Source organism: Chromobacterium amazonense (genome assembly GCF_001855565.1).
GTDB lineage: Bacteria > Pseudomonadota > Gammaproteobacteria > Burkholderiales > Chromobacteriaceae > Chromobacterium > Chromobacterium amazonense.
The window spans coordinates 1-22,693 of the sequence record NZ_MKCR01000029.1 but is presented as its reverse complement, the minus strand read 5'-3'; the positions used below and the strand labels follow the sequence as shown (position 1 = coordinate 22,693).

The 22,693-nt window shown below is 63.5% G+C and carries 20 protein-coding genes and 1 rRNA gene; 13 read left to right on the top strand and 8 right to left on the bottom strand.

The features are described 5' to 3' along the window. Nucleotides 1–6: 6 nt before the first annotated feature. Complete coding sequence (locus BI343_RS13665; RefSeq protein WP_083340712.1) at nt 7–972, bottom strand: IS5 family transposase; 966 nt, start codon at nt 970–972, stop codon at nt 7–9. An 84-nt stretch (nt 973–1,056) separates the two neighbouring features. Between BI343_RS13665 and tssF the strand changes: the two genes are divergently transcribed. The 8 genes from tssF (at nt 1,057) to BI343_RS13625 (ending at nt 10,914) form a co-directional block, all read left to right on the top strand. Next, nucleotides 1,057–2,916: a type VI secretion system baseplate subunit TssF gene (gene tssF / locus BI343_RS13660; protein ID WP_071110100.1), complete on the top strand. Its 1,860-nt coding sequence runs from the start codon at nt 1,057–1,059 to the stop codon at nt 2,914–2,916. Further along, a complete protein-coding gene (gene tssG, locus BI343_RS13655; protein WP_071110099.1) occupies nt 2,880–3,899 on the top strand; it encodes a type VI secretion system baseplate subunit TssG in 1,020 nt (339 codons plus the stop codon). The genes tssF and tssG overlap by 37 nt, the downstream gene beginning before the upstream one ends. A 14-nt stretch (nt 3,900–3,913) precedes the next feature. Beyond that, entirely contained in the window at nt 3,914–4,630 is a 717-nt protein-coding gene (locus BI343_RS20045) for a hypothetical protein (RefSeq protein ID WP_071110098.1), read from the top strand. 34 nt (nt 4,631–4,664) lie between these two features. Then, nucleotides 4,665–7,301 (top strand): type VI secretion system ATPase TssH, encoded by a 2,637-nt coding sequence (tssH, locus tag BI343_RS13645; RefSeq protein WP_071110097.1) that lies wholly within the window; start codon nt 4,665–4,667, stop codon nt 7,299–7,301. Between the two features lie 12 nt (nt 7,302–7,313). Further along, entirely contained in the window at nt 7,314–8,750 is a 1,437-nt protein-coding gene (locus tag BI343_RS13640; RefSeq protein ID WP_071110096.1) for a hypothetical protein, read from the top strand. Further along, nucleotides 8,747–9,010: a PAAR domain-containing protein gene (locus BI343_RS13635; protein WP_071110095.1), complete on the top strand. Its 264-nt coding sequence runs from the start codon at nt 8,747–8,749 to the stop codon at nt 9,008–9,010. Before BI343_RS13640 ends, BI343_RS13635 begins: the two co-directional genes overlap by 4 nt. A gap of 9 nt (nt 9,011–9,019) precedes the next feature. Continuing rightward, on the top strand, nt 9,020–10,105 hold the full coding sequence (tssA, locus tag BI343_RS13630; RefSeq protein WP_071110094.1) for a type VI secretion system protein TssA: 1,086 nt from the start codon (nt 9,020–9,022) through the stop codon (nt 10,103–10,105). A 173-nt stretch (nt 10,106–10,278) separates the two neighbouring features. Further along, on the top strand, nt 10,279–10,914 hold the full coding sequence (locus tag BI343_RS13625) for a VIT1/CCC1 transporter family protein (RefSeq protein WP_244886653.1): 636 nt from the start codon (nt 10,279–10,281) through the stop codon (nt 10,912–10,914). A gap of 323 nt (nt 10,915–11,237) precedes the next feature. Here BI343_RS13625 and BI343_RS13620 read toward each other — a convergent pair whose 3' ends face one another. The 4 genes from BI343_RS13620 to BI343_RS13605 all read right to left on the bottom strand — a co-directional run bounded on the left by BI343_RS13620 (nt 11,238) and on the right by BI343_RS13605 (nt 13,252). Continuing rightward, nucleotides 11,238–11,672: an EamA family transporter gene (locus BI343_RS13620; RefSeq protein ID WP_043629854.1), complete on the bottom strand. Its 435-nt coding sequence runs from the start codon at nt 11,670–11,672 to the stop codon at nt 11,238–11,240. Between the two features lie 154 nt (nt 11,673–11,826). Continuing rightward, complete coding sequence (locus BI343_RS13615; RefSeq protein WP_083340967.1) at nt 11,827–12,468, bottom strand: chromate transporter; 642 nt, start codon at nt 12,466–12,468, stop codon at nt 11,827–11,829. A gap of 112 nt (nt 12,469–12,580) precedes the next feature. Beyond that, complete coding sequence (gene mdtI, locus BI343_RS13610) at nt 12,581–12,910, bottom strand: multidrug/spermidine efflux SMR transporter subunit MdtI (protein WP_071110092.1); 330 nt, start codon at nt 12,908–12,910, stop codon at nt 12,581–12,583. Nucleotides 12,911–12,913: 3 nt separating this feature from the next. Then, nucleotides 12,914–13,252 (bottom strand): DMT family transporter, encoded by a 339-nt coding sequence (locus tag BI343_RS13605; protein WP_071110091.1) that lies wholly within the window; start codon nt 13,250–13,252, stop codon nt 12,914–12,916. 91 nt (nt 13,253–13,343) lie between these two features. On the opposite strand from BI343_RS13605, the gene BI343_RS13600 reads away from it, so the two are divergent. The 4 genes from BI343_RS13600 to cysS all read left to right on the top strand — a co-directional run bounded on the left by BI343_RS13600 (nt 13,344) and on the right by cysS (nt 18,360). Continuing rightward, nucleotides 13,344–14,222, top strand: a complete 879-nt coding sequence (locus tag BI343_RS13600) for a LysR family transcriptional regulator (protein ID WP_071110090.1) — start codon at nt 13,344–13,346, stop codon at nt 14,220–14,222. Between the two features lie 409 nt (nt 14,223–14,631). Further along, nucleotides 14,632–15,582 (top strand): hypothetical protein, encoded by a 951-nt coding sequence (locus BI343_RS13595; protein ID WP_139165739.1) that lies wholly within the window; start codon nt 14,632–14,634, stop codon nt 15,580–15,582. A 148-nt stretch (nt 15,583–15,730) separates the two neighbouring features. Next, entirely contained in the window at nt 15,731–16,759 is a 1,029-nt protein-coding gene (locus BI343_RS13590; protein WP_071110088.1) for a patatin-like phospholipase family protein, read from the top strand. Nucleotides 16,760–16,980: 221 nt separating this feature from the next. After that, nucleotides 16,981–18,360 (top strand): cysteine--tRNA ligase, encoded by a 1,380-nt coding sequence (cysS, locus tag BI343_RS13585; protein WP_071110087.1) that lies wholly within the window; start codon nt 16,981–16,983, stop codon nt 18,358–18,360. Between the two features lie 18 nt (nt 18,361–18,378). Here cysS and BI343_RS13580 read toward each other — a convergent pair whose 3' ends face one another. The 3 genes from BI343_RS13580 to nadB form a co-directional block, all read right to left on the bottom strand. Further along, nucleotides 18,379–18,690, bottom strand: a complete 312-nt coding sequence (locus tag BI343_RS13580; RefSeq protein ID WP_071110086.1) for a hypothetical protein — start codon at nt 18,688–18,690, stop codon at nt 18,379–18,381. 28 nt (nt 18,691–18,718) lie between these two features. Continuing rightward, entirely contained in the window at nt 18,719–18,937 is a 219-nt protein-coding gene (locus BI343_RS13575) for a hypothetical protein (protein ID WP_139165738.1), read from the bottom strand. A gap of 264 nt (nt 18,938–19,201) precedes the next feature. Further along, entirely contained in the window at nt 19,202–20,788 is a 1,587-nt protein-coding gene (gene nadB, locus BI343_RS13570; RefSeq protein ID WP_071110078.1) for an L-aspartate oxidase, read from the bottom strand. Between the two features lie 452 nt (nt 20,789–21,240). Here nadB and BI343_RS13565 point away from each other — a divergent pair. Further along, nucleotides 21,241–22,693 (top strand): 16S ribosomal RNA (locus BI343_RS13565); the annotation flags it as partial.

Here is a 22,693-nt window from a genome sequence, read left to right as displayed (position 1 = left end):
GCCCTTTCAACTCGCCGCCAGCAAGGCCTTTCGCGCCAGCCAGATGTTGGCCAGCCCAAACAGCGTCATCAGTTGCGCGGTATTCTTCTTCAAGCCGCGGTAGCGTGTTTTCAGGTAGCCAAACTGCTGCTTGATGACCCGAAACGGATGCTCCACTTTGGCCCGAATCTTGGCTTTGACCATTTCGCCCAGCTGGATCTGCCGGTCGTCGGCTGAATCGGTCAGCGCTTTGCGCTGGCCGGGCCTCATCGCAATCCACCAACGCACCGCTCGCGATTGGTGTTCGGCTCGCTTGTGCACGCCAGCAAAGCCGGCGTCGCCAAACACATCGATTTCCTCGCCGTGCAACAACTGATCGACCATCGTGACATCCGCCACATTGGCGGGGGTGCCGGCCACGTGATGCACCAAGCCGGACTGGGCGTCGACGCCGATATGGGCCTTCATGCCGAAGTACCACTGATTGCCCTTCTTGGTTTGATGCATGTCCGGATCGCGCTCGCCCTGAGCGTTTTTGGTGGAGCTGGGCGCGTGGATCAGGGTGGCATCGACGATGGTGCCTTGCTTCAACATCAGCCCTTTGTCGCAGAGATGCTGGTGGATGGCGGTAAACAGAGCGTGGGTCAGCTGGTGCTTTTCCAGCAGATGGCGGAAGTTCAGCAGGGTGGTTTCGTCCGGGACGGCGTCCAGGGAGAGGCCGGCGAACTGGCGCATGGAGGCGATCTCGTACAGGCTTTCTTCCATGGCGGGATCGGACAGGCTGTACCAGTGCTGCAGGCAGTAGACGCGCAGCATGGCGGACAACGGGTAGGGGCGGCGACCGTTGCCAGGCTTGGGATACACTGGATCGATGACGGCTTCGAGCTGCGCCCAAGGCATGACCTGATCCATCTCTGTCAGAAAGATTTCGCGGCGGGTGCGCTTCTTCTTAGCGGCGAGTTCGAGATCGGTGAAGGTCATCTGCTGTCGCATGCTGGCGTCCTGGATCTGACTGAGGGGGAGTCAGTTTACGGGAAGATTGGAGACTTGTTCAGACCTTCCTTAACCGAAAAATAAATGCTCGAATCCTTACTCCCCTACTACGAACGCGAACTCGGCCAGCTGCGCGAGCTGTCCGGCGAGTTCGCGCGCCGCTATCCCAAGATCGCCGGCCGGCTGCAGATGGAAGGCGACCAGTGCGCCGATCCGCATACCGAGCGGCTGATCGAGGCGTTTGCGCTGCTGGCGTCCCGCATCCACAAGAAGCTGGACGACGATTATCCCGAGGTGGCGGAGAGCTTCCTCGATGTGCTGTATCCGCATTATCTGCAGCCGATCCCGTCCGCCACCATCGTGCAGTTCGAATGCGATCCGGCGCGGCCGGAGATCGCCAAGCGCTACCGCGTGGAGCGCGGGCAGGCGGTGCATGCGCCGGCCATCAACGGCGTGGTGTGCAAGTTCCGCAGCGCCTATCCGGTGGACCTGTATCCGCTGTCCCTGAAGGATGCGCGACTGGAGCTGACCAGCGGCTCGCCGTATCTGCGCCAGCTGGCGCCGGACGCGGCGGCGCTGCTGACGCTGGAGTGCCACACTCACGGCGGGCTGGCGCTGAACCACATCGGTTTGACGTCCTTGCGCTTCTTCCTGGACGGCGAGCCGGCGTTGATGCATCTCTTGTACGAGCTGCTGCTGTCGCAGGTGCTGCGCATCCGCGTGGGCGACGGCAGCGAGGACCCGGCGCGCGCCATCACGCTGCCGGCCTCGGCCATCCGCCCGGTGGGCTTTGGCCGCGACGAGGGCATGCTGGAGTACGATGAGCGCTCCTTCATGGGCTACCGGCTGCTGACGGAATACTTCTGCTATCCGGAAAAATTCCTGTTTGTAGACATCGCGGAGTTGGACAAGGCCGCTGCACGGCTGAACGGGGAAAAATTGGTGCTGCAGCTGGTGCTGGGCGACTACCCGGACAGTGAACGCCATCACCGGCTGCTGACGCAGCTGCAGCCGCAGCATCTGAAGCTGGGCTGCACCCCGGTGGTGAACCTGTTCAAGCAGCCTGGCGAGCCTATCCGCATCAGCCATCAGAAAACCGGTTATCCGGTGCTGGCCGATGGCCGCAAGCCGCAGGCTTACGAGGTGATCCAGATCCGCAAGGTGGTGCGGGTGGAGAAATCCGGCGAGGGCGAAAGCAGCGAGGAAGTGCCGCCGTTCTATGCCACGCGCCACGGCAGCGAGCGCCAGGCGCCGCGCTTCTATTGGCACGCCAGCCGCGAAGGTTCGCCGCGCCAGGGCGACAAGGGCACGGACCTGGAGCTGCACCTGGTCGACCTGCAGTTCAACGCGGTGCGTCCTGCGGCCGAGGTGCTGAGCCTGGAGCTGCTGTGCAGCAACCGCGACCTGCCGGAACAGATTCCGTTTGGCGGCAGCCAGGCGGCGCAGCGCACCGACTTCACCCTGCCGGGGCACTCGGTGGTGAAGCGGGTGCGCCTGTTGCGCAAGCCTTCCGCCACCCAGCGCAGCCCCTTAGGCCGCGCCGTGCAGTGGCGGCTGATCTCGCACCTGTCGCTGAACTACATGTCCATCGTCGATTCCGGCGTGGCCGCGCTGCAGGAGATGCTGGCGCTGTACAACCTCACCGGCTCGCCGGTGAACGTGCGCCAGATCCAGGGCGTGGTGGGCATTCATAGCGAAGCGGCGGTGACGCGCGTCACCGGCCGCGACTTTGCCGGCTTTGTGCGCGGCAGCGACATCCGGCTGAAACTGGACGCGGACTACTATGTGGGCGGCAGCGTCTACCTGTTCGCCTCGGTGCTGGAGCGCTTCTTCGCGCTGTATTGCGCGCCGAACAGCTTCACCCGCCTGCGGGTGGAAACCGTGCAACAGAATCAGGAGGTGGCGGCATGGCCGGCGCGTGCGGGCGAAGCCCTCGTGATCTGAGGCAGGAGCTGGCCCATGACGCCAGCCAGTTCGGCTTCTTCCAGGCGGCGCGCATTCTGGGCCTGTCCGGCCACAAGCGGGCCGGTGCCAGGCGCGGGCGGCTGCCGGAGCGGCTGCGCTTCCGCACGCTGGCGTCGCTGTCCTTCCCGGCCAGCGAGCTGACCGGCTACCAGCCGGCGGAGGACGGCAGCGAGGCGGCGGATGAGATGACCATCAGTTTCATGGGCCTTACCGGGCCGAGCGGCGCGCTGCCCACCGCGTATACGGAGTTGTTGCTGGAGCGCAGGCTGCGCCACCGCGACGACACCATGCACGCGTTTTTCGATCTGTTCAGCCACCGCGCCGCCTCGCTGTTTTTCGAGGCCTGGTGTAAGTACCGCAGCTGGGTGAATGTCGAAGCCGGCGAGCGCGATGGTTTCACCCGCAATCTGCTGGACCTGGGCGGCGTCGGCCTCGGCCAGCTGCGGCAGCAGATGGGGCCGGACGCCCAGCTGGATGAGCGGATGTTCGTCTATTACGCCGGCCTGCTGAGCCAGAAGCCGCTGTCGGCGCAATCGCTGGTGGCGCTGGTGGAGGGTTTCTTCGGCGTCAAGGCCAGCCTGGAGCAGTTTGTCGGCCAATGGCTGCAGGTGCCGCGCGAAGAGCGGAGCCAGCTGGGCATGGACGGTTGCGAGCTTGGCCTGTCCGCCTTTGCCGGCGAGCGCATCTGGGATCGCCAGACCAAGATCAAGCTGCGGCTGGGGCCGTTGCGCCGCGAGCAGTTCAACGCGCTGCAGCCGCATGCCGCCGGCGCGCAGGCGCTGCGCGCGTTGCTGAAGTACGCGCTGGGCCATAGCCTGGCGGCCGAGGTCTGCCTGGTGCTGGATGCGCGCGATGTGGCGCCGGCGGTGCTGGGTTCGGCCGCGCTGAGCCTGGGCGGCGACAGCTGGCTGGGCCGCCCGCCAGGTCATCCCGACGATATGCGTTACACCCTGTTGAACTGATAGGAAAGCTGAAAATGGGCATCCTGAAGCGATTGCTGGGCCGCGGCCAACCGGCCGACCTGCGCGTGGCGCGGCCGGCCGAAACGCCGCCGCAGCTGGAGCCGGCCGTGGCCGCGCTGCAGCGCGAAGACTGGCCGCAGGCGTTGCGGCTGGCGCAGCCGCATCTGGAGGCGCGCTCCCCGGCGGTGCGCGCCGATGCCTATCGGCTGTGCGCGCTGGCCAGCAGCCGTCAGGCTCAGTGGGACACGGCGTTCTCCTGCTGGATGAAATTGTTCGAGCTGGAGCCCTCTGCCCATAACGCGCTGCAGTTGGCCAGCACCTCGGTGATGGCCGGCGCGGTGGAGCGCGGCAAGGCCTGGATGATGAAGTTTGACGAGCTGAACCGGCAAAGCCGCGAGTTCTCCTGCGCCATGGCCTACGCCAATTTCGCCTCCGCCCTGGCCCAGGCCGGCCATGCGGCGGACGCCGTGCCGTATCTGACCTGGCTGCGCGAGCTGTACCGCGAACTGAAAATCACCGACGACATGTTCCTGCACCAGCGGGGCGTGCCGTTTTTCGGCGCATTCCTGGAAAACAGCTGGCCGCTGCTGCGGCAATGCCTGGACGACGGCGCGCTGCTGGCCTGGTACCGGGTGATGCTGGACGATCTGGACCCGGATGGCCGCGCCGCGCTTAGCGGCTGGCTGGCGGATGCCTTGCCCGCGGCCGCGGCCAACGAAGAACAACCTTAAAGCAAACATCTTAAATCTCAAGCATTGGAAGCATATGTCCGTTTCTTTGAAATCCCTGATAGACCGGTTGACGCCCACCGCGCGTCAGGCCATTGAGCAGGCCGCCAGCCGCGCGCTGGCGCGCACCCATTTCGAGATCGAGATCGAGCACGTGCTGCTGGCGATGTTCGATCAGGACAACAACGCCGCGCTGGCGGCGCTGCGCGCGCTGGGCGCCGATCTGTCGCGGCTGGAGCGCGAGCTGGACGCCGCGCTGGACGCCTTCCGCAGCGGCAATACCCGCAATCCCGTGCTGTCCGGCTGGCTGCCCAAGTGGCTGGAAAAAGCCTGGCTGCAAGCCAGCGCCGAACATGGCCAGGACAATGTGTCCACGCTGGACCTGATGCTGGCGCTGTGGCAGGACGACGCCCTGCGCGGCGCGCTGCAATCCGGCGCGCCGGCGCTGGCGCGGCTGGACGCCGGCAAGCTGGACGGCGCTTACGCCGCGCTGCGCCAACATGGCGGCGAAGCCATGGGCCATGCCGCGGAAGAAGCCGGCGCCGAGCAAGACGACGACGCGCCTGCCGCGCCGCAGGGCAAGCGCGGCAGCCCGGCGCTGGACAAGTACACCATAGATCTGACCGCGCAGGCGCGCGCCGGCAAGATCGACCCCATCCTGGGCCGCGACGGCGAAATCCGCCAGATGATAGACATCCTGATGCGCCGCCGGCAGAACAACCCCATCCTCACCGGCGAGCCGGGCGTGGGCAAGACCGCCGTGGTGGAAGGCCTGGCGCGCAAGATCGTGCTGGGCGAGGTGCCGCCGGTGCTGACCGGCGTCACGCTGCGCACGCTGGACCTGGGCCTGCTGCAGGCCGGCGCCAGCGTCAAGGGCGAGTTCGAGAACCGCCTGCGCCAGGTGATAGACGAGGTCAAGGCCAGCCCGGTGCCCATCATTCTGTTCATCGACGAAGCGCACACCCTGATCGGCGCCGGCGGCGCGGCCGGCCAGAACGACGCTGCCAACCTGCTGAAGCCGGCCCTGGCGCGCGGCGAGCTGCGCACCATCGCGGCGACGACCTGGGCCGAATACAAGAAGTACTTCGAGAAGGACGCCGCGCTGGCGCGCCGCTTCCAGGTGGTGAAGGTGGAGGAGCCGGCCCCGGAAATCGCCGTGCAGATGGTGCGCGGCCTGACCGACGCCATGGCCCGGCACCATGAAGTGGAAATCCTCAATGAGGCGGTGGCGGCGGCCGTGCATCTGTCCAGCCGCTACATCGCCGGCCGCCAGCTGCCGGACAAAGCCATCAGCGTGCTCGATACCGCCTGCGCCCGCGTCGCGCTGTCGCGGGCGGGCAAGCCGGGGCCGATCGAGGACGTGTCGGTATTGATGGACAACATCGACCGCGAAATCGCCGCGCTGCAGCGCGAAGAGGGCCACGCCGAGCGCATCGCCGAGCTGCAGGCGCAGCGCGTCGAACTGGAAGGCAATCTGCAACAGCTGCACGACGCCTGGGAAGCGCAGCAGAAGCTGATCGAAGAAATCGACCAACTGAAAGCGCAGCGCGGCGAGGCCAAGCCGGCCAAGGGCAAGAAGCTCAGCCCGCTGCAGGCCAAGCGCAAGGAATTGCGCGAGCTGCAAAAGCACCAGCCGTTGGCTTTCGAATGCGTGGACGAAAGCGTGATCGCCGACGTCATCGCCGGCTGGACCGGTATCCCGCTGGGGCGCATGGTCAGCAACGAGCTGGAGCAGGTGCAGAAGCTGGCCAAGCTCTTGGCCGAGCGCGTCATCGGCCAGGACCACGCGCTGGAGCAGATCGCGGAGCGGGTGCAGATCGCCAAGGCCGGCCTGGAAGACCCGGGCAAGCCCAAGGGCGTGTTCCTGCTGGTCGGCCCGTCCGGCGTCGGCAAGACCGAAACCGCGCTGGCCCTGGCCGAGGCGCTGTACGGCGGCGAGCGCAACCTGATCACCATCAATATGTCGGAATACCAGGAAGCGCACAGCGTGTCCGGCCTGAAAGGCTCGCCGCCGGGCTATGTCGGCTACGGCGAAGGCGGGGTGCTGACCGAGGCGGTGCGCCGCAAGCCTTACTCCGTCGTGTTGCTGGACGAAGTGGAGAAGGCGCACCCGGATGTGCTGGAGCTGTTCTTCCAGGTGTTCGACAAGGGCGTGCTGGAAGATAGCGAAGGCCGCGAAGTGGACTTCAAGAACACCATCATCCTGCTGACGTCCAATGCCGGCACCGATCTGGTGATGCGCGCCTGCGAGCATGGCGTGACGGTGGAAGACGAAACTCGCGACCCGACGGCCGAAGACCTGGTGGAAATCCTGCGCCCGACGCTGCAGAAAACCTTCAAGCCGGCCTTCTTGGGCCGCCTGACCATCGTGCCTTACTTCCCGATCAGCGACGAAGTGCTGCGCGCCATCGTCGCGCTGAAGCTGGAGAAGATCCGCCGCCGCATCGCCGACAACCACGGCGCGCAGGTGGAGTTCCCGGCCGATCTGGCCGAGCAGATGGCCGCTCGCTGCCTGGACGTGGACAGCGGCGCGCGCAACGCCGACGCCATCCTCACCCGCACGCTGCTGGCGCAGATCTCCAACGATCTGTTGTCGCGCATGGCTACGGGCAAGCCGGTGAAGAAGATCGCCGTCTCGCTCAAGGGCGAGCAGGTGAAGGTGAAGGTCAGCTAAGGAGCGTTTCCCATGTGGAGAATGTTGGCCCTGTTTACCGGCGCCAGCGTCAGCTGGTGGGCGCTGCTGTGGCTGGTGCTGCCGCAAAGCTGGCAGCGCATCAGCCCGTCCGCCATCCTGCTGCTGCACCTGGGGCCGCCCATGCTGCTGAGCGTGGGCGTCAAGGTGTGGACGTTCTTGAAAGAGAAAAAGGCCAAGGCCGAGGCTGAGCAGCAGGAAGCCCAGGCCGAAGCCGAGCGCGTGGGCAAGCGCGAAGAGGCGCGCGCCCAGCATGCGGCCGCGCTGCGGGAGCGCCAGCGCGCAGTCCACTGCCGCTGGCTGTGGGCGGCGGCCGTGCCGGCCAAGGAGGAGCCGGCCTGGCTGGCGGAATGCGCCGACGGCGTCTGGTGGACCGCGCTGGACAAGGATGAGGTGGAGCCGGGCGAACGGCTGGACGCGCTGGCACCGCACATCGCCGAGATGCTGTCCAGCTTGTATGCGGCAGCGCCGGGCGCGGCCTGGCTGCCGCTGTATCTGGAGCCGATGCGCGAAGTCCCCGGCGTGGAGCAGCTCACCCGCGTCAAGGAGCTGAAGCAGCAGGCGGCGGCCGAGGCGCTGGGCGCCGATGCCCACGTGTCCGGCGAATGTCGCTTCCTGCCGGGCAGCGGCCAATTGGCCGAACGCGTCTTGCAGGTGCTGCAGCAGGACCCGGAATCGCCGGGCGTGCTGGTGTTGGCCGCCGACGCGCCGCTGGCCACGCAGGACGATGACGACGATTGGGGCGAGGTGGACCCGGCGCTGCGCGAATACCGCCGTTGGCACGGCGAGCCCGGCATGGCCGTGGTGGCCATGCTGTTCCTGCGCGACGATCTGGTCGCGCCGGCCGAGCCGGATCAGGAAGCCGTGGACGCCGATCCCTATCAGCCGTATTGGGAGAAGGATTTTTCCGGCCCCTCCGCCGGCTGGGGCGTGGTGCCGGCCAGCCGGCAAGCCAGCCTGGCGGCGCTGCCGGTGCTGGCGGTGCTGGCCCAATCCAGTTCCACTCAGCTGGCGCAAGACCGCGCCCTGCAGCTGGCGCGCCAGCTGCAACCGGTGCTGGACAACGCCTTGGTCAACGCCGCCTTGCTGGACTACCCGTTCAGCCCGGAGGAGGCCAAGCCGGAAAACAAGCAGGCCGCCGCGGTGGCTTGGCTGTGCCACAACAGCGGGCAGATCGACGTCGGCGGCGTGCGGCTGGCGGCCATTGCCACCGCTCTGTCGCGGCACGAGGTCGAGCTGCACCCGATAGACGAGGCGAGCAACGTGGTGCGCGAGTGGGGCGACGCCGGATCGGCCACGCCCTTATTGATGGCCGCCACCGCGGTCAACCATTGCGCGCGGCTGCAGGCGCCCGCGGTGATCACTCATTTCCATGACGAGCTGGTGTCGCTGGCCTTGGCCAGGCCGCCGGCAGAGGAGGCGACAGCATGAAGGCGGCAATTCGTTTGGGCGACCCCACCGACCACGGCGGCAAGGTAGTGAGCGCCGCATCCAGCACCACGCTGTTCGGCAAGCAGGTGGCTTGCGTCGGCGACGCCGTCAGCTGCCCGAAGGAAGGCCACGTCAACTGCACCATCGTCGAAGGCGACGGCAGCTGGCTGGTGGGCGGCAAGCCAGTGGCGCTGGACGGCCACAAGGTCAGCTGCGGGGCGACGCTGATTTCCACGCTGCCCCAGGTCAGCAAGGGATAAAGAAAGAATATGGATCAAAGCATTGAACACTTGATGCAGCCGGTACGCCCGGATGCCCCGGCCGGCGAAGACCTGGCCTACTCCCTGATTTTCGACCAGATCCGCGAGGCGCGGCGCAGCGACGACCCGTCGCTGTCGCAGGGCGACTGGGAACAGGCGCTGAAAACGGCTGAATGGCCGCAGGTGATCCGCCTGTGCGAGGAGGCGCTGCAAAAGCAGAGTAAGGACTTGCAAATCCTGGCCTGGTACGCCGAGGCTCAGGCCCAGGTCAACGGCGTGGCGGGCCTGGCGCGCGGCCTGGCGCTGGTAAACGGCTGGCTGGAGCGCTACTGGGAAAACGGTTTTCCGGAGCTGGATCCGCATGACCTGGACGAGCGCGTGGCCAAGCTGGAATGGATGAACCAGCAATTGGGCAACGCCTTGCGCAATGTGCCGATGACCAAGCCGGAATTCGGCGGCTACAGCTGGCACCAGTGGCAGCAGTCGCGCGAAGTCGAGAACCTGGGGCTGAAGAATAGCGAGGCCCGCGACGCGGCCATCGCCGAAGGCAAGCTCAGCGGCGACGCCTTCGAGAAATCCGCCGTCCAGTCCGGCCACCTCTGGTTCCAGGCCAAGGCCGAGGAGCTGGTGGCGCTGCTTACCGCCTATGAAGAGCTGGATCGCCTGGTGGACGAGCGCTTCGGCAACGAGGCGCCCAGCCTGGCCGATATCCGCAACGCCATCTACGCCTGCCAGGACCTGGTGCTGCGCTACCGCCAGCAATTGGGCGGCAACAAGCCTGCGGCCGCCCCGCAGCCGCAACCCGTCGAGGAACGCAAACCCGTGAGTCAAGCCATGCCCAGTCCGGTTTACACCGCCGCCCCGGCCAGCACGTTCAACGGCCAGATCCGCAGCCGCGAGGAAGCGGTGTTCATGCTGGGCGAAGTGGCGCGCTACTTCCGCCACAACGAGCCGCACAGCCCGGTGTCCTTGCTGGCCGAACGCGCGGCGCGCTGGGCGGAGATGAGCCTGGAGGAGTGGCTGCAGCATGTGGTGAAGGACAGCGGCACGTTGAGCCAACTGCAGGAGCTGCTGGACGTCAAGACGCCGGATTAAGCATCTGGATGCGCCGAGTTTCGCCTACAACATAAGCTGGACAGGCAAATCGGCTGAATTTCGGCATCATGTGGCGACCGGCGCGATCGGCCGCCCATCAGCGGAGCAACAATATGCATGCGGGCCATCGAGAGCATCATCTTTCCGGCAGGACAGCTTGGTTGCGGGCCGCGGTGCTTGGCGCAAACGATGGCTTGGTTTCCACCGCCAGCCTGATTGTAGGCGTGGCCGCCGCGCATGGCAGCCACAGCAATATTCTGGTGGCCGGCGCCGCGGGCCTGGTGGCCGGGGCGATGTCCATGGCGACCGGGGAGTATGTCTCGGTCCACTCGCAGAAAGACAGCGAGCAGGCCGCGCTGGATCAGGAGCGCATGGAGTTGCAAGCCAATGCCGCGGCCGAGCACAAGGAGCTGGCAGCCATCTATGTGCGGCGCGGGCTGGAGCCGGCGTTGGCCAAACAGGTGGCGGAGCAGTTGATGGCGCATGACGCGCTGGGCGCCCATGCTCGGGATGAGCTCGGCATCACCGCCACCCAAAGCGCGCGGCCACTGCTGGCGGCGCTGGCTTCGGCCGGCAGCTTCACCGTGGGGGCGATGCTCCCCATGGCGGTGGCGATGCTATCTCCGTACCCGCACCTGATTCCCATTGTTTCCGCTGCCTCGCTGCTGTTTTTGGCGCTGCTGGGCGCCTTGGCGGCGCGGGCCGGCGGCGCGCCGGTCGCTGCCGGCGCGCTGCGGGTGACCTTCTGGGGCGCGCTGGCGATGGGAATAACCGCAGGGATCGGTTCGGCGCTGGGCGTTGTGGCGTGAGGCCATGTTTACCCTGCCGACCTGTTTATCCTTTGCTATCTGAGTCAACCGCCCCTAGGGGCGGTTGACGTTTGGTGGGCGGTCGCGCCGGGATGCGTTTTGCGCCGAATCGAGGCGTTTCGCGTGCCGCATAGTCATTCTCTGCCAGCGCGGAACAACGAAGAGTCGGCGCGGAAAGGCGCCCGGCCCTGCGGGTTTGGCCGCTTTGGGCCGGAAGCCACGTTGCCCAGCCCTTGCATAGAATGACTATGCGTCGGGCTGTGCGCCTTGCTTCCGGCCCAAATCGGCTCAAACGCGATCCACTCACCAAACGTCAACAGCCCCTAGCGTTTCCAGGCCAGCACCAGCACGCCGCCGGCGATCAAGGCAATGCCGCACCATTCGCGCAAGGCCGGGCGCTCTCCGAGGAAGGCGAAGGCGAATACCGCCACCAGCACCAGGCTGAACTTGTCTACCGGCGCGACCTTCGAGGCCTCGCCGATTTGCAAGGCCCGGAAATAACACGCCCAGGAAATGCCGGTGGCCACGCCGGACAGGCCAAGGAATAGCCAAGTCTTGCCCGGCAGCGCCAGCGGATTGCTCCACTTCCCGGTCAGCGCGACAAACAGCGACAGCACTAGGCCGATGATGCCGGTTCTGATCAGAGTGGCCAGATCCGAATCCACCCCCTTGATGCCGACTTTGGCGAAGATGGCAGTCAAGGCGGCAAATACCGCGGAGAGCAGCGCCCATAAGAACCAACCGGATGTGGCGAACATGGAGACCCCTGGTCTGAATGGATGATTAAGTCGTTCAGACTGAGGCTATCGCGGTTTGGCGAAACGGCATGCCATTAAGGCCCAGGCGAGAGGCATCCCAATTCAACAATGTCTGTTCTGCCTGACCGGACAACTCGCCAGCCAGCCGATGCGATCACGCCAGCGCCATCCAGCCGTGATAGCCAACATACAGGCCAACCAGCGCGATCAGGCCGCTGGAGAAGTACGGCGCTTTGCGCGCAAACTCGCCAAAGCCGTTCCAGCGGCGGGAAACATGCTTCACGCTGATGGCGGCCAGCACGCCGGACGCCATCATGGTCAGCGCCAGAATGGCCGAAACGGCGGCGATGCCAAAGCGCGGCGCATCTGCGCATAGCGAACGCGCCATGCCCCATACCGCCTGGGCGACCACCGCCACCGCCACAATCTTCAGACCATGCAGCGCGCCGGCAGGAGCGGTCTGACCCCAGACCGTCATGCCCCTTGCCAGCAAGGCCAGCGCCAGGGCGGACGGCAGGGTGAAACCCAACCAGGCAGCGGCCGCGCCGCGCGCGCCGGCGCGAGACAGGCCCAGGGCGATGCCCAGCTGGCTGCTCGATGGTCCGGGCAGAAACTGGCACAGCGCCACCAAGTCGGCGAAGCTGCGTTCGCTCAGCCAGGCCCTGTGCATCACGAACTCAGACCGGAAGTAGCCCACATGGGCGACGGGTCCGCCAAACGACGTCAGGCCCAGCCGCAGAAACACCAGGAAAATCTCCCACGCGCTGTCGGCGGTGGTTTCTTGCTTGATCGACACAGTCGCAACCTTGTGCTTGAAGCCAGCGGGCGCCGCGCCGCGTGCCCATGAACGTCATGTTCTTACCATGATTTGCCTGTCTGCGCGACCGCCCGCCAAACGTCAACAGCCCCTAGGCGAGTTTCAGCAAAGACATGCCGGTGACGATCAGCGCGATGCCGAGCCAGCCGCGGCGGCTGAGGTGTTGTTTGAACAACGCCCAGCCGGCGATGGTGGTCAGAAAAATGCCGGTGCCGCCCCATATCGCATAGGCAATGGATAGATCGATGCCTTTGACCGCCTGCGACAAGGCGGTAAAGGAAAGCAGAATCGACGCGATGCCCAGCGCGCCCATGCCGCGGCGGCGGAAACCATCCGAGTACTTGATGAAAATATTCGCCGCCACTTCCAGCAGGATGGCGAGCAGCATGAAAACATAGTGGATGAATTGCGCGTTTTGCATGGCTTACTCCTGCGCCGGCTTGGCGCTGAGGTTCACCAGCACGACGCCGGCGATCAGGATGCTCATGCCGAGCAGCTTGAGCAGGCCGACTTCTTCGCTGAAGTAGCGGTAGCCGATGAAGGTGATGGCGATCAACCCTATCGTCTCCCAGGTCGCATAGGCAGAGGCGATCGGCAGCGATTCCATGGCGGTGGCCAGGAAGAAGAACGAAAGGCCGATCATGGCGTACATGAATAGCAGGGCAGACCAGCCGCCGGAGTCGGCCACCCGTTTCATGACCGTGACGCCGATGACTTCGACCGTGATGGCGGCAAACAGGAATAACCAAGGACGTAAATGCATGAAGGTTTCTAGTTGAGAAAAAGCGCAGTCTGACTCAGTTTATTAGATGGTAAAAGATCATATTCATCTGATTTATTGATAATATGGCAGTATGCGATGGACACTAGATCAACTGCAGCAATTTGCGATGACGGCAGAACTTGGTTCTTTCAGCGCCGCCGCGCGCCATCTGGGCAAGGCCCAGTCGGCGGTCAGCACCGCCATCGGCTTGCTGGAGGCCGACTTGGGCGTGGAGCTGTTCGACCGCTCGCGGCGGCAGGCTCAACTGACGGATGCCGGGCAATTGCTGCTGATGGAGGCGCAGGAGCTGTTGCGCCAGGCGCGGGCGCTGGATCTGCGCGCGCGCTCCTTGAGCGAGGGGGGCGATGCCAGGCTGTCTCTGGCCTTGGACGAGGCGCTGCCCTATACGGCGGTGAGCACGCTGATCCGGGAAATAGCCAAAACCTTCCCCGACCTGGAGCTGACCTTGCTCAACGGCACGGCCGCCGAAGTTGCCGATTATGTCGCCTTGCAGCGGGCGCAGGTGGCGTTTCATTTTGACCGCGGGCCGGTGGACGCCGGTTTCGAGCAGCGATGCGTCGGCGGCGTCGAGCAGGGCGTGTTCGTGGCCAGCGGTCATCCGCTGACCGCGAAACAGCCGGTCAGCCGCAAGGATCTGCTGCGACATCGCCAGTTGCTGATGCATGCCGATGACGTGGACGAAACCGCATACAGTCCCAAGGTATGGCGCTCCGACAGCTTTTACAGCATTGCCGAGTTGGTGGCGCATGACTTGGGGTGGGCCATCTTGCCTATCAATGTGGCGAATGATGAAAGCTATCGGCAGCAATTGCATCAGCTGTCCTGCCCGGCCTTGGCGTTGCCTCGGCTGTCGGTGCGCATGCTGTGGCTGCAGGGCATGTCCTTGAGCAAAACCGCTCAATGGGTGGAAACGCGGTTTGGCCAATTGCTGTTGCAAAGCCCCGGCTGACTCCTGCGCCAAGCCTGATCTGTCCTTTCGCATCAGCTGATGCTTTGCGCGACTTGATGCCGCGTCGCCACGCCGTGGCGGTTTGCGCTCGGGATATCCCTTTGCTATATGCAATAGCATGATGATTCAAGCATGAAGCCATGGCGAGCGGCGGGCTTCTCTCGGTGGCGCGAGCGACAGCGTGATGCAGATAGCGCGAACGGGGGCGCATCATCTGCCCCTTTCCTCGCGCGTGCGGGAGGCGCCAAGGGCCGTTCCGCGCCTTGCAGATACTATCGCTTCAACGGCAGCAGTCATATCCCAGTCTCGATCAAGAACCAACGCAAGCGCGCGCCGAATGCGCTGCGGTATGGCTCGCAACAGCGTACTGCCTGGGCGCAGGCATGAAACGGAGAGCAGGATGAGCGACATGAGCGAAACGCCCCCGGAAGCGACCTCGGGCTATCGATTTGCCAGCCCTTGGGACAAGCTGGATTTGTCGCGAGACAAGCTGCGGCGACAATACAAACATGACTGCGCGGATGTAGAACGGAACGCCAAGGGCTATGTGATTCGGGTCAAGGGCCTGCATCGCGCGTTGCAGCCGTATCAATACGGCCTGCCCGCCGACCAGCAGCGCGCGCGCGAATTGATCGCGCAGGACGGCTGCAGCTGGGCGGAGTTGTTCGAACTGGAGCTGTTGGCGGTGAGTCTGGCCACCGAGGAGCAATTCGGCATCTTGACCGCGCACTGGCGCGAGGCCGCGCCGGTCGGCGTGGGGCGCAACGATCTGTTCCGCGTCGTGCTGGCGGGGCAGCAGCGCTACTTCAAAGTGCTGCGGCGGGAGAGAGCGCTGGACCGGCTGCGGCTGCATCTCGGCGCGTTCACGCTGTTGCTGGCGTCGGCGCTGTTCGGCTATTTTCTCTGGACGCAGTCGGCCTCGGCCAGCTCGCTGGCTTTAGCCGGCCTGTTCGGCATACTGGGTTCTTTCACCAGCATCTTGATGCGCATCCAGGATGCCGGGCAGAACCTGAACGGCCAAACCAGCGCCGGCATCGCGACGTTGATGGATGGCTCCTGGAGTCTGTATCTGGCTTTGTTGAGCGGCGTGCTGTTCGGCATTCTCGGTTTTTATGCGTTTGCCGCGGATATCGGCGGCCATTTTCTGTCATGGGACCTGATTCCGAATATCGAGCCCAAGGCCGGGACGGTTTGCCCTGGCGCGGGCCACGGCGGTTGCTTGCCCTATCTGGCCGGTGCGGCCGACTATGGCAAGATGGCGGTGTGGGGATTTTTCTTCGGGTTCGCCGAGAAATTCATCCCTGATGTGCTGACCAAGCTGGCCAATGCCAGGAGCGCGAGCCGGTCTGACGCTTCATAGCCGCGGTCCTTGGCCGCCTTTGTCTCAGGCCGGGCGAGGGGGTGGACAGCAGCGCATCGATTGCGATGATTTGGCGTGAGTTTTGTTTCCTTGAGTCCCGATCCAGGCTGTGCCATGCTTTGTGCAGTGCAACAATTGCGAGACGGCGATGCTGGGATGGAGCGGCAAGCCTACCCTCAGCCTGGCTCTGCAGGGTGGGGGCGCCCATGGGGCCTTTACCTGGGGCGTGCTGGATGCCCTGCTGGAGGCAGGCGTCTATCGATTCGATGGCATGAGCGGCGCCAGCGCCGGCGCGATGAACGCAGTGGCCGTGGCGCATGGCTTGAGCGGCGGCGGTCCAGACGAGGCGAGAGAGGCGCTGTCCGCCTTCTGGACCCAGGTTGGGGAGAGCCTTCCGGACGAAATGACCCGGCCGCTGCCCTTGGGGCCCGACTCCAAGGCCCCGCCTGGCTTGCGGTTGGCCTGGCGTTTGACGCAATGGTTCTCGCCGTATCAGCTCAATCCGCTCGATTACAATCCGCTGCGCGCCATCATCGAATCCTTGTTTGATTTTGAGCGCATCCGCCGCGCCTCCCCGGTGCAGCTGTTCGTGGCGGCCACCCACGCCAACAGCGGCCATCTGAAACTGTTCCGCAATGCCGATATCTGCGTGGACGCCTTGCTGGCTTCCGCCTGTCTGCCCTCGTTGCAGCAGGCGGTGGTGATAGACGGCGAGGCGTACTGGGATGGCGGGTTCGCCGCCAATCCGGCGGTATTCCCCCTGTTCAAGTTTTGCCGCAGCGACGACATCCTGCTGGTGTTGCTCGCGCCTATGCGTCATGGCGACACCCCGCGCACAGCCGATGAAATTCAACGCCTCGCGGCGACGCTGGGCTTCAACAGCGCCTTCCTGCGCGAGATGCGCTTGTTCGCCCTGCTGCAGGAAATGGCCGACTCGCCCAGGCTATGGCGCGGTTGGCTGGAGCGTCGGCTCAAGGCCGCGCGGTTTCATTTGATCGAGGCGCAGGATTTGTTGTCCGGCATGGATGCCTCCAGCCGGGCGCTGACCTACGCTCCGTTTCTGGCCGGGCTGAGAGATGAAGGGCGACAGGCTGCGCTGGCGTGGATGGATCAGCATGCCAGCAAGGTAGGACGTCGCTCCAGCGTTGACATCAGGCAGCTGTTTCTGCCGTTCTGAGCGTGCTGGCTTGTGGCAGCCAGGCCAAATCCAAGCCGCAATTGACCATGCGGCGATCGAACCGTACTATCGATAGCATGAACAGGAATGAAATGCCCATCGCCCGCCTGCAACCGTGTTGTCCAGCACGGCCGGGGACCGTGCGCGTCTAGCATTCGCATTCCACCATCCTTGGCCGCCGCGTGTTTCACCCGGCGGCCTTTTTCATGTCTGGAGAAACCATGCAGCTGCATCTGTACGATACCTGGCACCGCGCTGTGCGGCCCTTCTCGCCACTCAACGACGGTCATGTGGGTTTGTACTGTTGCGGTCCCACGGTGTACGACTACGCCCACATCGGCAATCTGCGCACCTATCTGTTCGAAGACACGCTGCGCCGCGCGCTGGAATTCAATGGCTATGCGGTGCGTCATGTGGTCAACATCACCGATGTCGGCCATCTGGTGTCGGACGGGGATGAGGGCGAGGACAAGATGGAGGCTGGCAGCCGCCGCGCCGGCGGCGCCTCGGCCTGGGACATCGCCGCGCGCTTCACCGCTGCGTTTCAGCAGGACTTGGCCGCGCTGAACGCGCTGCCGCCGACGATCTGGAGCCGGGCGACCGACCATATCGCGGAGCAGATCGAATACGTGGCAGCGCTGGAGCGCAAGGGTTATGTCTACCGCACTTCGGACGGCATGTACTTCGACACCGCGCGGCTGGACGATTACGGCCATCTGGCGCGGCTGGACGCCGCCGGCTTGCAGGCCGGCAACCGGGTGGAGATGGGCGAGAAGCGCAATCCTACCGATTTCTCGCTATGGAAATTCAGCCCGGCCGAGCAAAAACGGCAGATGGAATGGGACAGTCCATGGGGACGCGGCTTTCCGGGCTGGCATATCGAGTGCTCGGCGATGTCGGCCAAGCATCTGGGGCCATGGTTCGACATCCATTGCGGCGGCGAGGACCACATCCCGGTCCATCACAGCAACGAGATCGCCCAGAGCCAGGGCTGTCACGGCACCCGCGCCGCCAATTTCTGGATGCATGGTTATTTCCTGCAACTGGATGACGCCAAGATGTCCAAGTCCAGCGGCGATTTTTTACGGCTGCAGACGCTGATCGACCGCGGCTACGATCCGCTGGCCTATCGCTACTTGAATTTGACCGCGCATTACCGCAAGCAAATGAATTTCAGCTGGGAAGCGATGGACGCCGCCAGCCTGGCGCTGGACAAGCTGCGCCGACAGTATGCGGCCTGGCCGGAAGACGGCGAGGTCGATGGCGGCTTTGTCGAAGCGTTTGCCGCGGAAATCAATCAGGATCTGAATACGCCGCGCGCGCTGGCGCGGGTGTGGGGGCTGGTCAAGAGCAAGCGCCGGGATGCCGACAAGAAAGCCACGCTGCGTCATTGCGATCGCGCGTTAGGTTTGAATCTGGATGGCTGGCAAGCGATGGCGGCGGAGATTCCCGCGCCCGTGCTGGCGTTGGCGAAGTCTCGCGAGGCGGCGCGGGCGGCGCGCAATTGGCAGGAGGCGGACGCGCTGCGCGCCGCCATCCTGGATCAAGGCTATGCGGTGGAGGATGGCCCGGACGGGGCTCGAGTCAAACCGCTGGTTTGAGTAGCCTGCTTCTCTGGCTCAGCGCGAAGCGCCGGAAGCGGAGATCTGCGCCGCCTGCCCGCTCTCTATCACCTGGCGCACGGTCATGCCGCTGGCCAGCGTGAAGAACTTGTGCCAGTTGGTGGCCTTGTCCGAGGTGAAGTGGGAGAGGGCGCTGCGCTCCTCTCCGTCTAGCAGGACGAGAGAAGAGGCTTTCCAGAATTGGCTCTTGTTCATTTCGCCGATGTCCATCGCCAATAGCGAGCTGCGCATGCGCAGATAGCCGGTGCAGATCACCAGCAACGCAATCGCAGTGATGATGGTGGCGTTTTTCCAGAAGCGGTTTTTCATGATGGTGCGTTTCCTTGCGGGTAATCGTTTACTTGATCGTTGCGCCGGACGAGAGGGCGTCATTGGCCTTGTCGCCGGCGCGGCGGATCACGGCGATGCCGATCGGTTTCTTGTCCAGGGCGCGGCCGAGCGCCTGGTTTTCCAGAACGCGGCGGCCGCGCTTGGGTTCGTCGGCGGCCTGCGAAGCATCTTTTTTGCTGAAGATGCCGGCTGATGCAAGGTGAGAAAACAAGGCCAGGGCCAGCATCGCCGCCAGTTTGTATGTCGAAATCATTTTTTTTGAGTCTCCAGCAATGGGGCCGGATCTCCAAGAAGTGGACCGGCATTTCATGACATACGATATCGCAGTCTTGGCCAAGTTCTCGTAAATTAATAGATATTTACAGCTTTGATTGTTTTCTGTGTAAGTTGATCTGGCCTGTTTTCTTGTTTGCAATAAAAAAAGCCGGAGCAAGCTCCGGCGGGTTGTCAAATGGCGGCGGGTTTACTTCAGCGGCCAGTCGCCTGCTGTTTACTCGCTGCGCGAGGGCGGCGTCAGCACCGTATCTTGCGCTTCCGGCAACAGGTCCGGGTAGTCGCGGCTGTAGTGCAGGCCGCGGCTTTCTTTGCGCTGCATGGCGGAGCGGACGATCAGTTCGGCGGTTTCCACCAGGTTGCGCAACTCGATCAAATCATTGCTGACGTGGAAGTTGCTGTAGTACTCGTCAATCTCGTCTTTCAGCAGATCGATGCGGTGCAGCGCGCGTTCCAGCCGCTTATTGGTGCGGACGATGCCGACATAGTCCCACATCGCCCGGCGCAGCTCGTCCCAGTTGTGGCTGATGACCACCTCCTCATCCGGGTCGGTGACGCGGCTGTCGTCCCAGGCCGGAATCGCCGGCAATTTGATGGCGTCGGCCGCCAGAATGTCCGCCGCCGCCGCCTTGCCGATCACCAGGCATTCCAACAGCGAGTTGCTGGCCAGCCGGTTGGCGCCATGCAGCCCGGTATGCGCCACTTCGCCCACAGCGTACAAGCCAGTCACATCGGTGCGGCCCGCCAGGTCGGTGACCAGGCCGCCGCATGTGAAGTGCACTGCAGGTACCACCGGAATCGGCTGTTGGGTGATGTCTATGCCCAATTCCAGACAATGGGCGTAGATATTGGGGAAGTGTTCCTTGATGAACTGGGCCGGTTTGTAAGAGATGTCCAGATACACGCAATCCAGGCCGTGCTTCTTCATCTCGAAGTCGATGGCGCGGGCAACGACGTCGCGCGGCGCCAGTTCGCCGCGCGGATCGTGCTGCGGCATGAAGCGGGTGCCGTCCGGCAGCTTCAGAATGCCGCCTTCGCCGCGCACCGCCTCGGAAATCAGGAAGGATTTGGCATGCGGGTGGTACAGGCAGGTCGGGTGGAACTGCATGAACTCCATATTGCCGACGCGGCAACCGGCGCGCCAACCCATGGCGATGCCGTCGCCGGTGGCGGTGTCCGGATTGGTGGTATAGAGATAGACCTTGCCGGCGCCGCCTGAGGCTAGGATGGTGTGCTGGGCGGCAATGGTCACCACTTGGTCGCTCTGCTTGTCCAGCGCGTACACGCCATAGGCGCGCTTGCCCGGCAGGCCCAGCTTCTGCGAAGTGATCAGATCGATGGCTATATAGTGTTCCAGCTCGGTGATGTTCGGGTGGGCCTTGATCTTCTGTCCCAAGGTGCTGGTCACGGCGGCGCCGGTGGCGTCGGCGGCATGGATGATGCGGCGGTGGCTGTGGCCGCCTTCGCGCGTCAGGTGGTAGCCGGTTTGGTGCTCGTCGTCGCGGGTGAAGGGCACGCCGAGTTTGATCAGCCAGTCTATCGCTTCCTTGGAGTGCTCGACGATGAAACGCGTGGTGTCTTCGTCGCACAGCCCGGCGCCGGCGATCAAGGTATCGCGGATGTGGTCTTCTACCGAGTCCTCGGTATCCAGTACCGCGGCAATACCACCCTGCGCATAGGTAGAGCTGCCTTCCAATAGATCGCGCTTGGTGATCAAGCCCACCTTGCGTTTTTCCGCCAGATGGAGCGCCAGCGTCATCCCGGCCAGACCGCTGCCGATAATCAGAACATCAAATTTGAGCATATATAGAGTGTCCACGGCAGGCACATCGCGTGCCAAACGCATGCCAGCGTAGCAGAATCGGCAACGGGCGCGTAGCCATCCGCGCGTCCCGGGAAGGTTAGATTACGGTTTGTTTGCAGCGAAGCAAGATACCCCTTCTTCATATCTATTGAATTTTCAGTGGCTTGCCCTTGTTTTGGGATTTTGCTGCTAATTTCCTTCAATTTTTCCCGCAAAAGGTGTTGACGAGGTTCGGGTCCGGGCGTATAGTTCGCCTCCTCAGCTGACGCAGCGAACGAAACAAGCCGAACGAAACAGGTTCCGGCGACGGTTGCAGCGACCAGCACAGCTCTTTAACAGAACGAATAACCGATAGGTGTAAGTGCTTGGCGAAAGCCAAAAACTTGCACTGCAAGAGATAGGAAATACCAGTTATTTCTTTGAACTTGCGTGCCAGAAGTTGCTATGAGATTGAACTGAAGAGTTTGATCCTGGCTCAGATTGAACGCTGGCGGCATGCTTTACACATGCAAGTCGAACGGCAGCACGGGAGCTTGCTCCTGGTGGCGAGTGGCGAACGGGTGAGTAATGCATCGGAATGTACCGTGTAATGGGGGATAGCTCGGCGAAAGCCGGATTAATACCGCATACGCCCTGAGGGGGAAAGCGGGGGACCGAAAGGCCTCGCGTTATACGAGCAGCCGATGTCTGATTAGCTAGTTGGTGAGGTAAGAGCTCACCAAGGCGACGATCAGTAGCGGGTCTGAGAGGATGATCCGCCACACTGGGACTGAGACACGGCCCAGACTCCTACGGGAGGCAGCAGTGGGGAATTTTGGACAATGGGCGCAAGCCTGATCCAGCCATGCCGCGTGTCTGAAGAAGGCCTTCGGGTTGTAAAGGACTTTTGTTCGGGAGGAAATCCCGCTGGTTAATACCTGGCGGGGATGACAGTACCGGAAGAATAAGCACCGGCTAACTACGTGCCAGCAGCCGCGGTAATACGTAGGGTGCAAGCGTTAATCGGAATTACTGGGCGTAAAGCGTGCGCAGGCGGTTGTGCAAGTCTGATGTGAAAGCCCCGGGCTCAACCTGGGAACGGCATTGGAGACTGCACGACTAGAGTGCGTCAGAGGGGGGTAGAATTCCGCGTGTAGCAGTGAAATGCGTAGAGATGCGGAGGAATACCGATGGCGAAGGCAGCCCCCTGGGATGACACTGACGCTCATGCACGAAAGCGTGGGGAGCAAACAGGATTAGATACCCTGGTAGTCCACGCCCTAAACGATGTCAACTAGCTGTTGGGGGTTTGAATCCTTGGTAGCGTAGCTAACGCGTGAAGTTGACCGCCTGGGGAGTACGGCCGCAAGGTTAAAACTCAAAGGAATTGACGGGGACCCGCACAAGCGGTGGATGATGTGGATTAATTCGATGCAACGCGAAAAACCTTACCTGCTCTTGACATGTACGGAACTTGGTAGAGATATCTTGGTGCCCGAAAGGGAGCCGTAACACAGGTGCTGCATGGCTGTCGTCAGCTCGTGTCGTGAGATGTTGGGTTAAGTCCCGCAACGAGCGCAACCCTTGTCATTAGTTGCCATCATTAAGTTGGGCACTCTAATGAGACTGCCGGTGACAAACCGGAGGAAGGTGGGGATGACGTCAAGTCCTCATGGCCCTTATGAGCAGGGCTTCACACGTCATACAATGGTCGGTACAGAGGGTCGCGAAGCCGCGAGGTGGAGCCAATCTCATAAAACCGATCGTAGTCCGGATCGCACTCTGCAACTCGAGTGCGTGAAGTCGGAATCGCTAGTAATCGCAGATCAGCATGCTGCGGTGAATACGTTCCCGGGTCTTGTACACACCGCCCGTCACACCATGGAGTGAGTTTCACCAGAAGTGGGTAGGCTAACCGCAAGGAGG

Coding starts and splice junctions, on each gene's coding strand:
- nadB (WP_071110078.1), bottom strand. CDS start 20,788: ATGCTCAAATTTGATGTTCTGATTATCGGCAGCGGTCTGGCCGGGATG.
- mdtI (WP_071110092.1), bottom strand. CDS start 12,910: ATGCAAAACGCGCAATTCATCCACTATGTTTTCATGCTGCTCGCCATC.
- BI343_RS13590 (WP_071110088.1), top strand. CDS start 15,731: ATGCTGGGATGGAGCGGCAAGCCTACCCTCAGCCTGGCTCTGCAGGGT.
- tssG (WP_071110099.1), top strand. CDS start 2,880: ATGGCCGGCGCGTGCGGGCGAAGCCCTCGTGATCTGAGGCAGGAGCTG.
- BI343_RS13575 (WP_139165738.1), bottom strand. CDS start 18,937: ATGCTGGCCCTGGCCTTGTTTTCTCACCTTGCATCAGCCGGCATCTTC.
- cysS (WP_071110087.1), top strand. CDS start 16,981: ATGCAGCTGCATCTGTACGATACCTGGCACCGCGCTGTGCGGCCCTTC.
- BI343_RS13605 (WP_071110091.1), bottom strand. CDS start 13,252: ATGCATTTACGTCCTTGGTTATTCCTGTTTGCCGCCATCACGGTCGAA.
- BI343_RS13640 (WP_071110096.1), top strand. CDS start 7,314: ATGTGGAGAATGTTGGCCCTGTTTACCGGCGCCAGCGTCAGCTGGTGG.
- BI343_RS13635 (WP_071110095.1), top strand. CDS start 8,747: ATGAAGGCGGCAATTCGTTTGGGCGACCCCACCGACCACGGCGGCAAG.
- BI343_RS13620 (WP_043629854.1), bottom strand. CDS start 11,672: ATGTTCGCCACATCCGGTTGGTTCTTATGGGCGCTGCTCTCCGCGGTA.
- BI343_RS20045 (WP_071110098.1), top strand. CDS start 3,914: ATGGGCATCCTGAAGCGATTGCTGGGCCGCGGCCAACCGGCCGACCTG.
- BI343_RS13595 (WP_139165739.1), top strand. CDS start 14,632: ATGAGCGAAACGCCCCCGGAAGCGACCTCGGGCTATCGATTTGCCAGC.
- tssH (WP_071110097.1), top strand. CDS start 4,665: ATGTCCGTTTCTTTGAAATCCCTGATAGACCGGTTGACGCCCACCGCG.
- BI343_RS13665 (WP_083340712.1), bottom strand. CDS start 972: ATGCGACAGCAGATGACCTTCACCGATCTCGAACTCGCCGCTAAGAAG.
- BI343_RS13600 (WP_071110090.1), top strand. CDS start 13,344: ATGCGATGGACACTAGATCAACTGCAGCAATTTGCGATGACGGCAGAA.
- BI343_RS13580 (WP_071110086.1), bottom strand. CDS start 18,690: ATGAAAAACCGCTTCTGGAAAAACGCCACCATCATCACTGCGATTGCG.
- tssA (WP_071110094.1), top strand. CDS start 9,020: ATGGATCAAAGCATTGAACACTTGATGCAGCCGGTACGCCCGGATGCC.
- tssF (WP_071110100.1), top strand. CDS start 1,057: ATGCTCGAATCCTTACTCCCCTACTACGAACGCGAACTCGGCCAGCTG.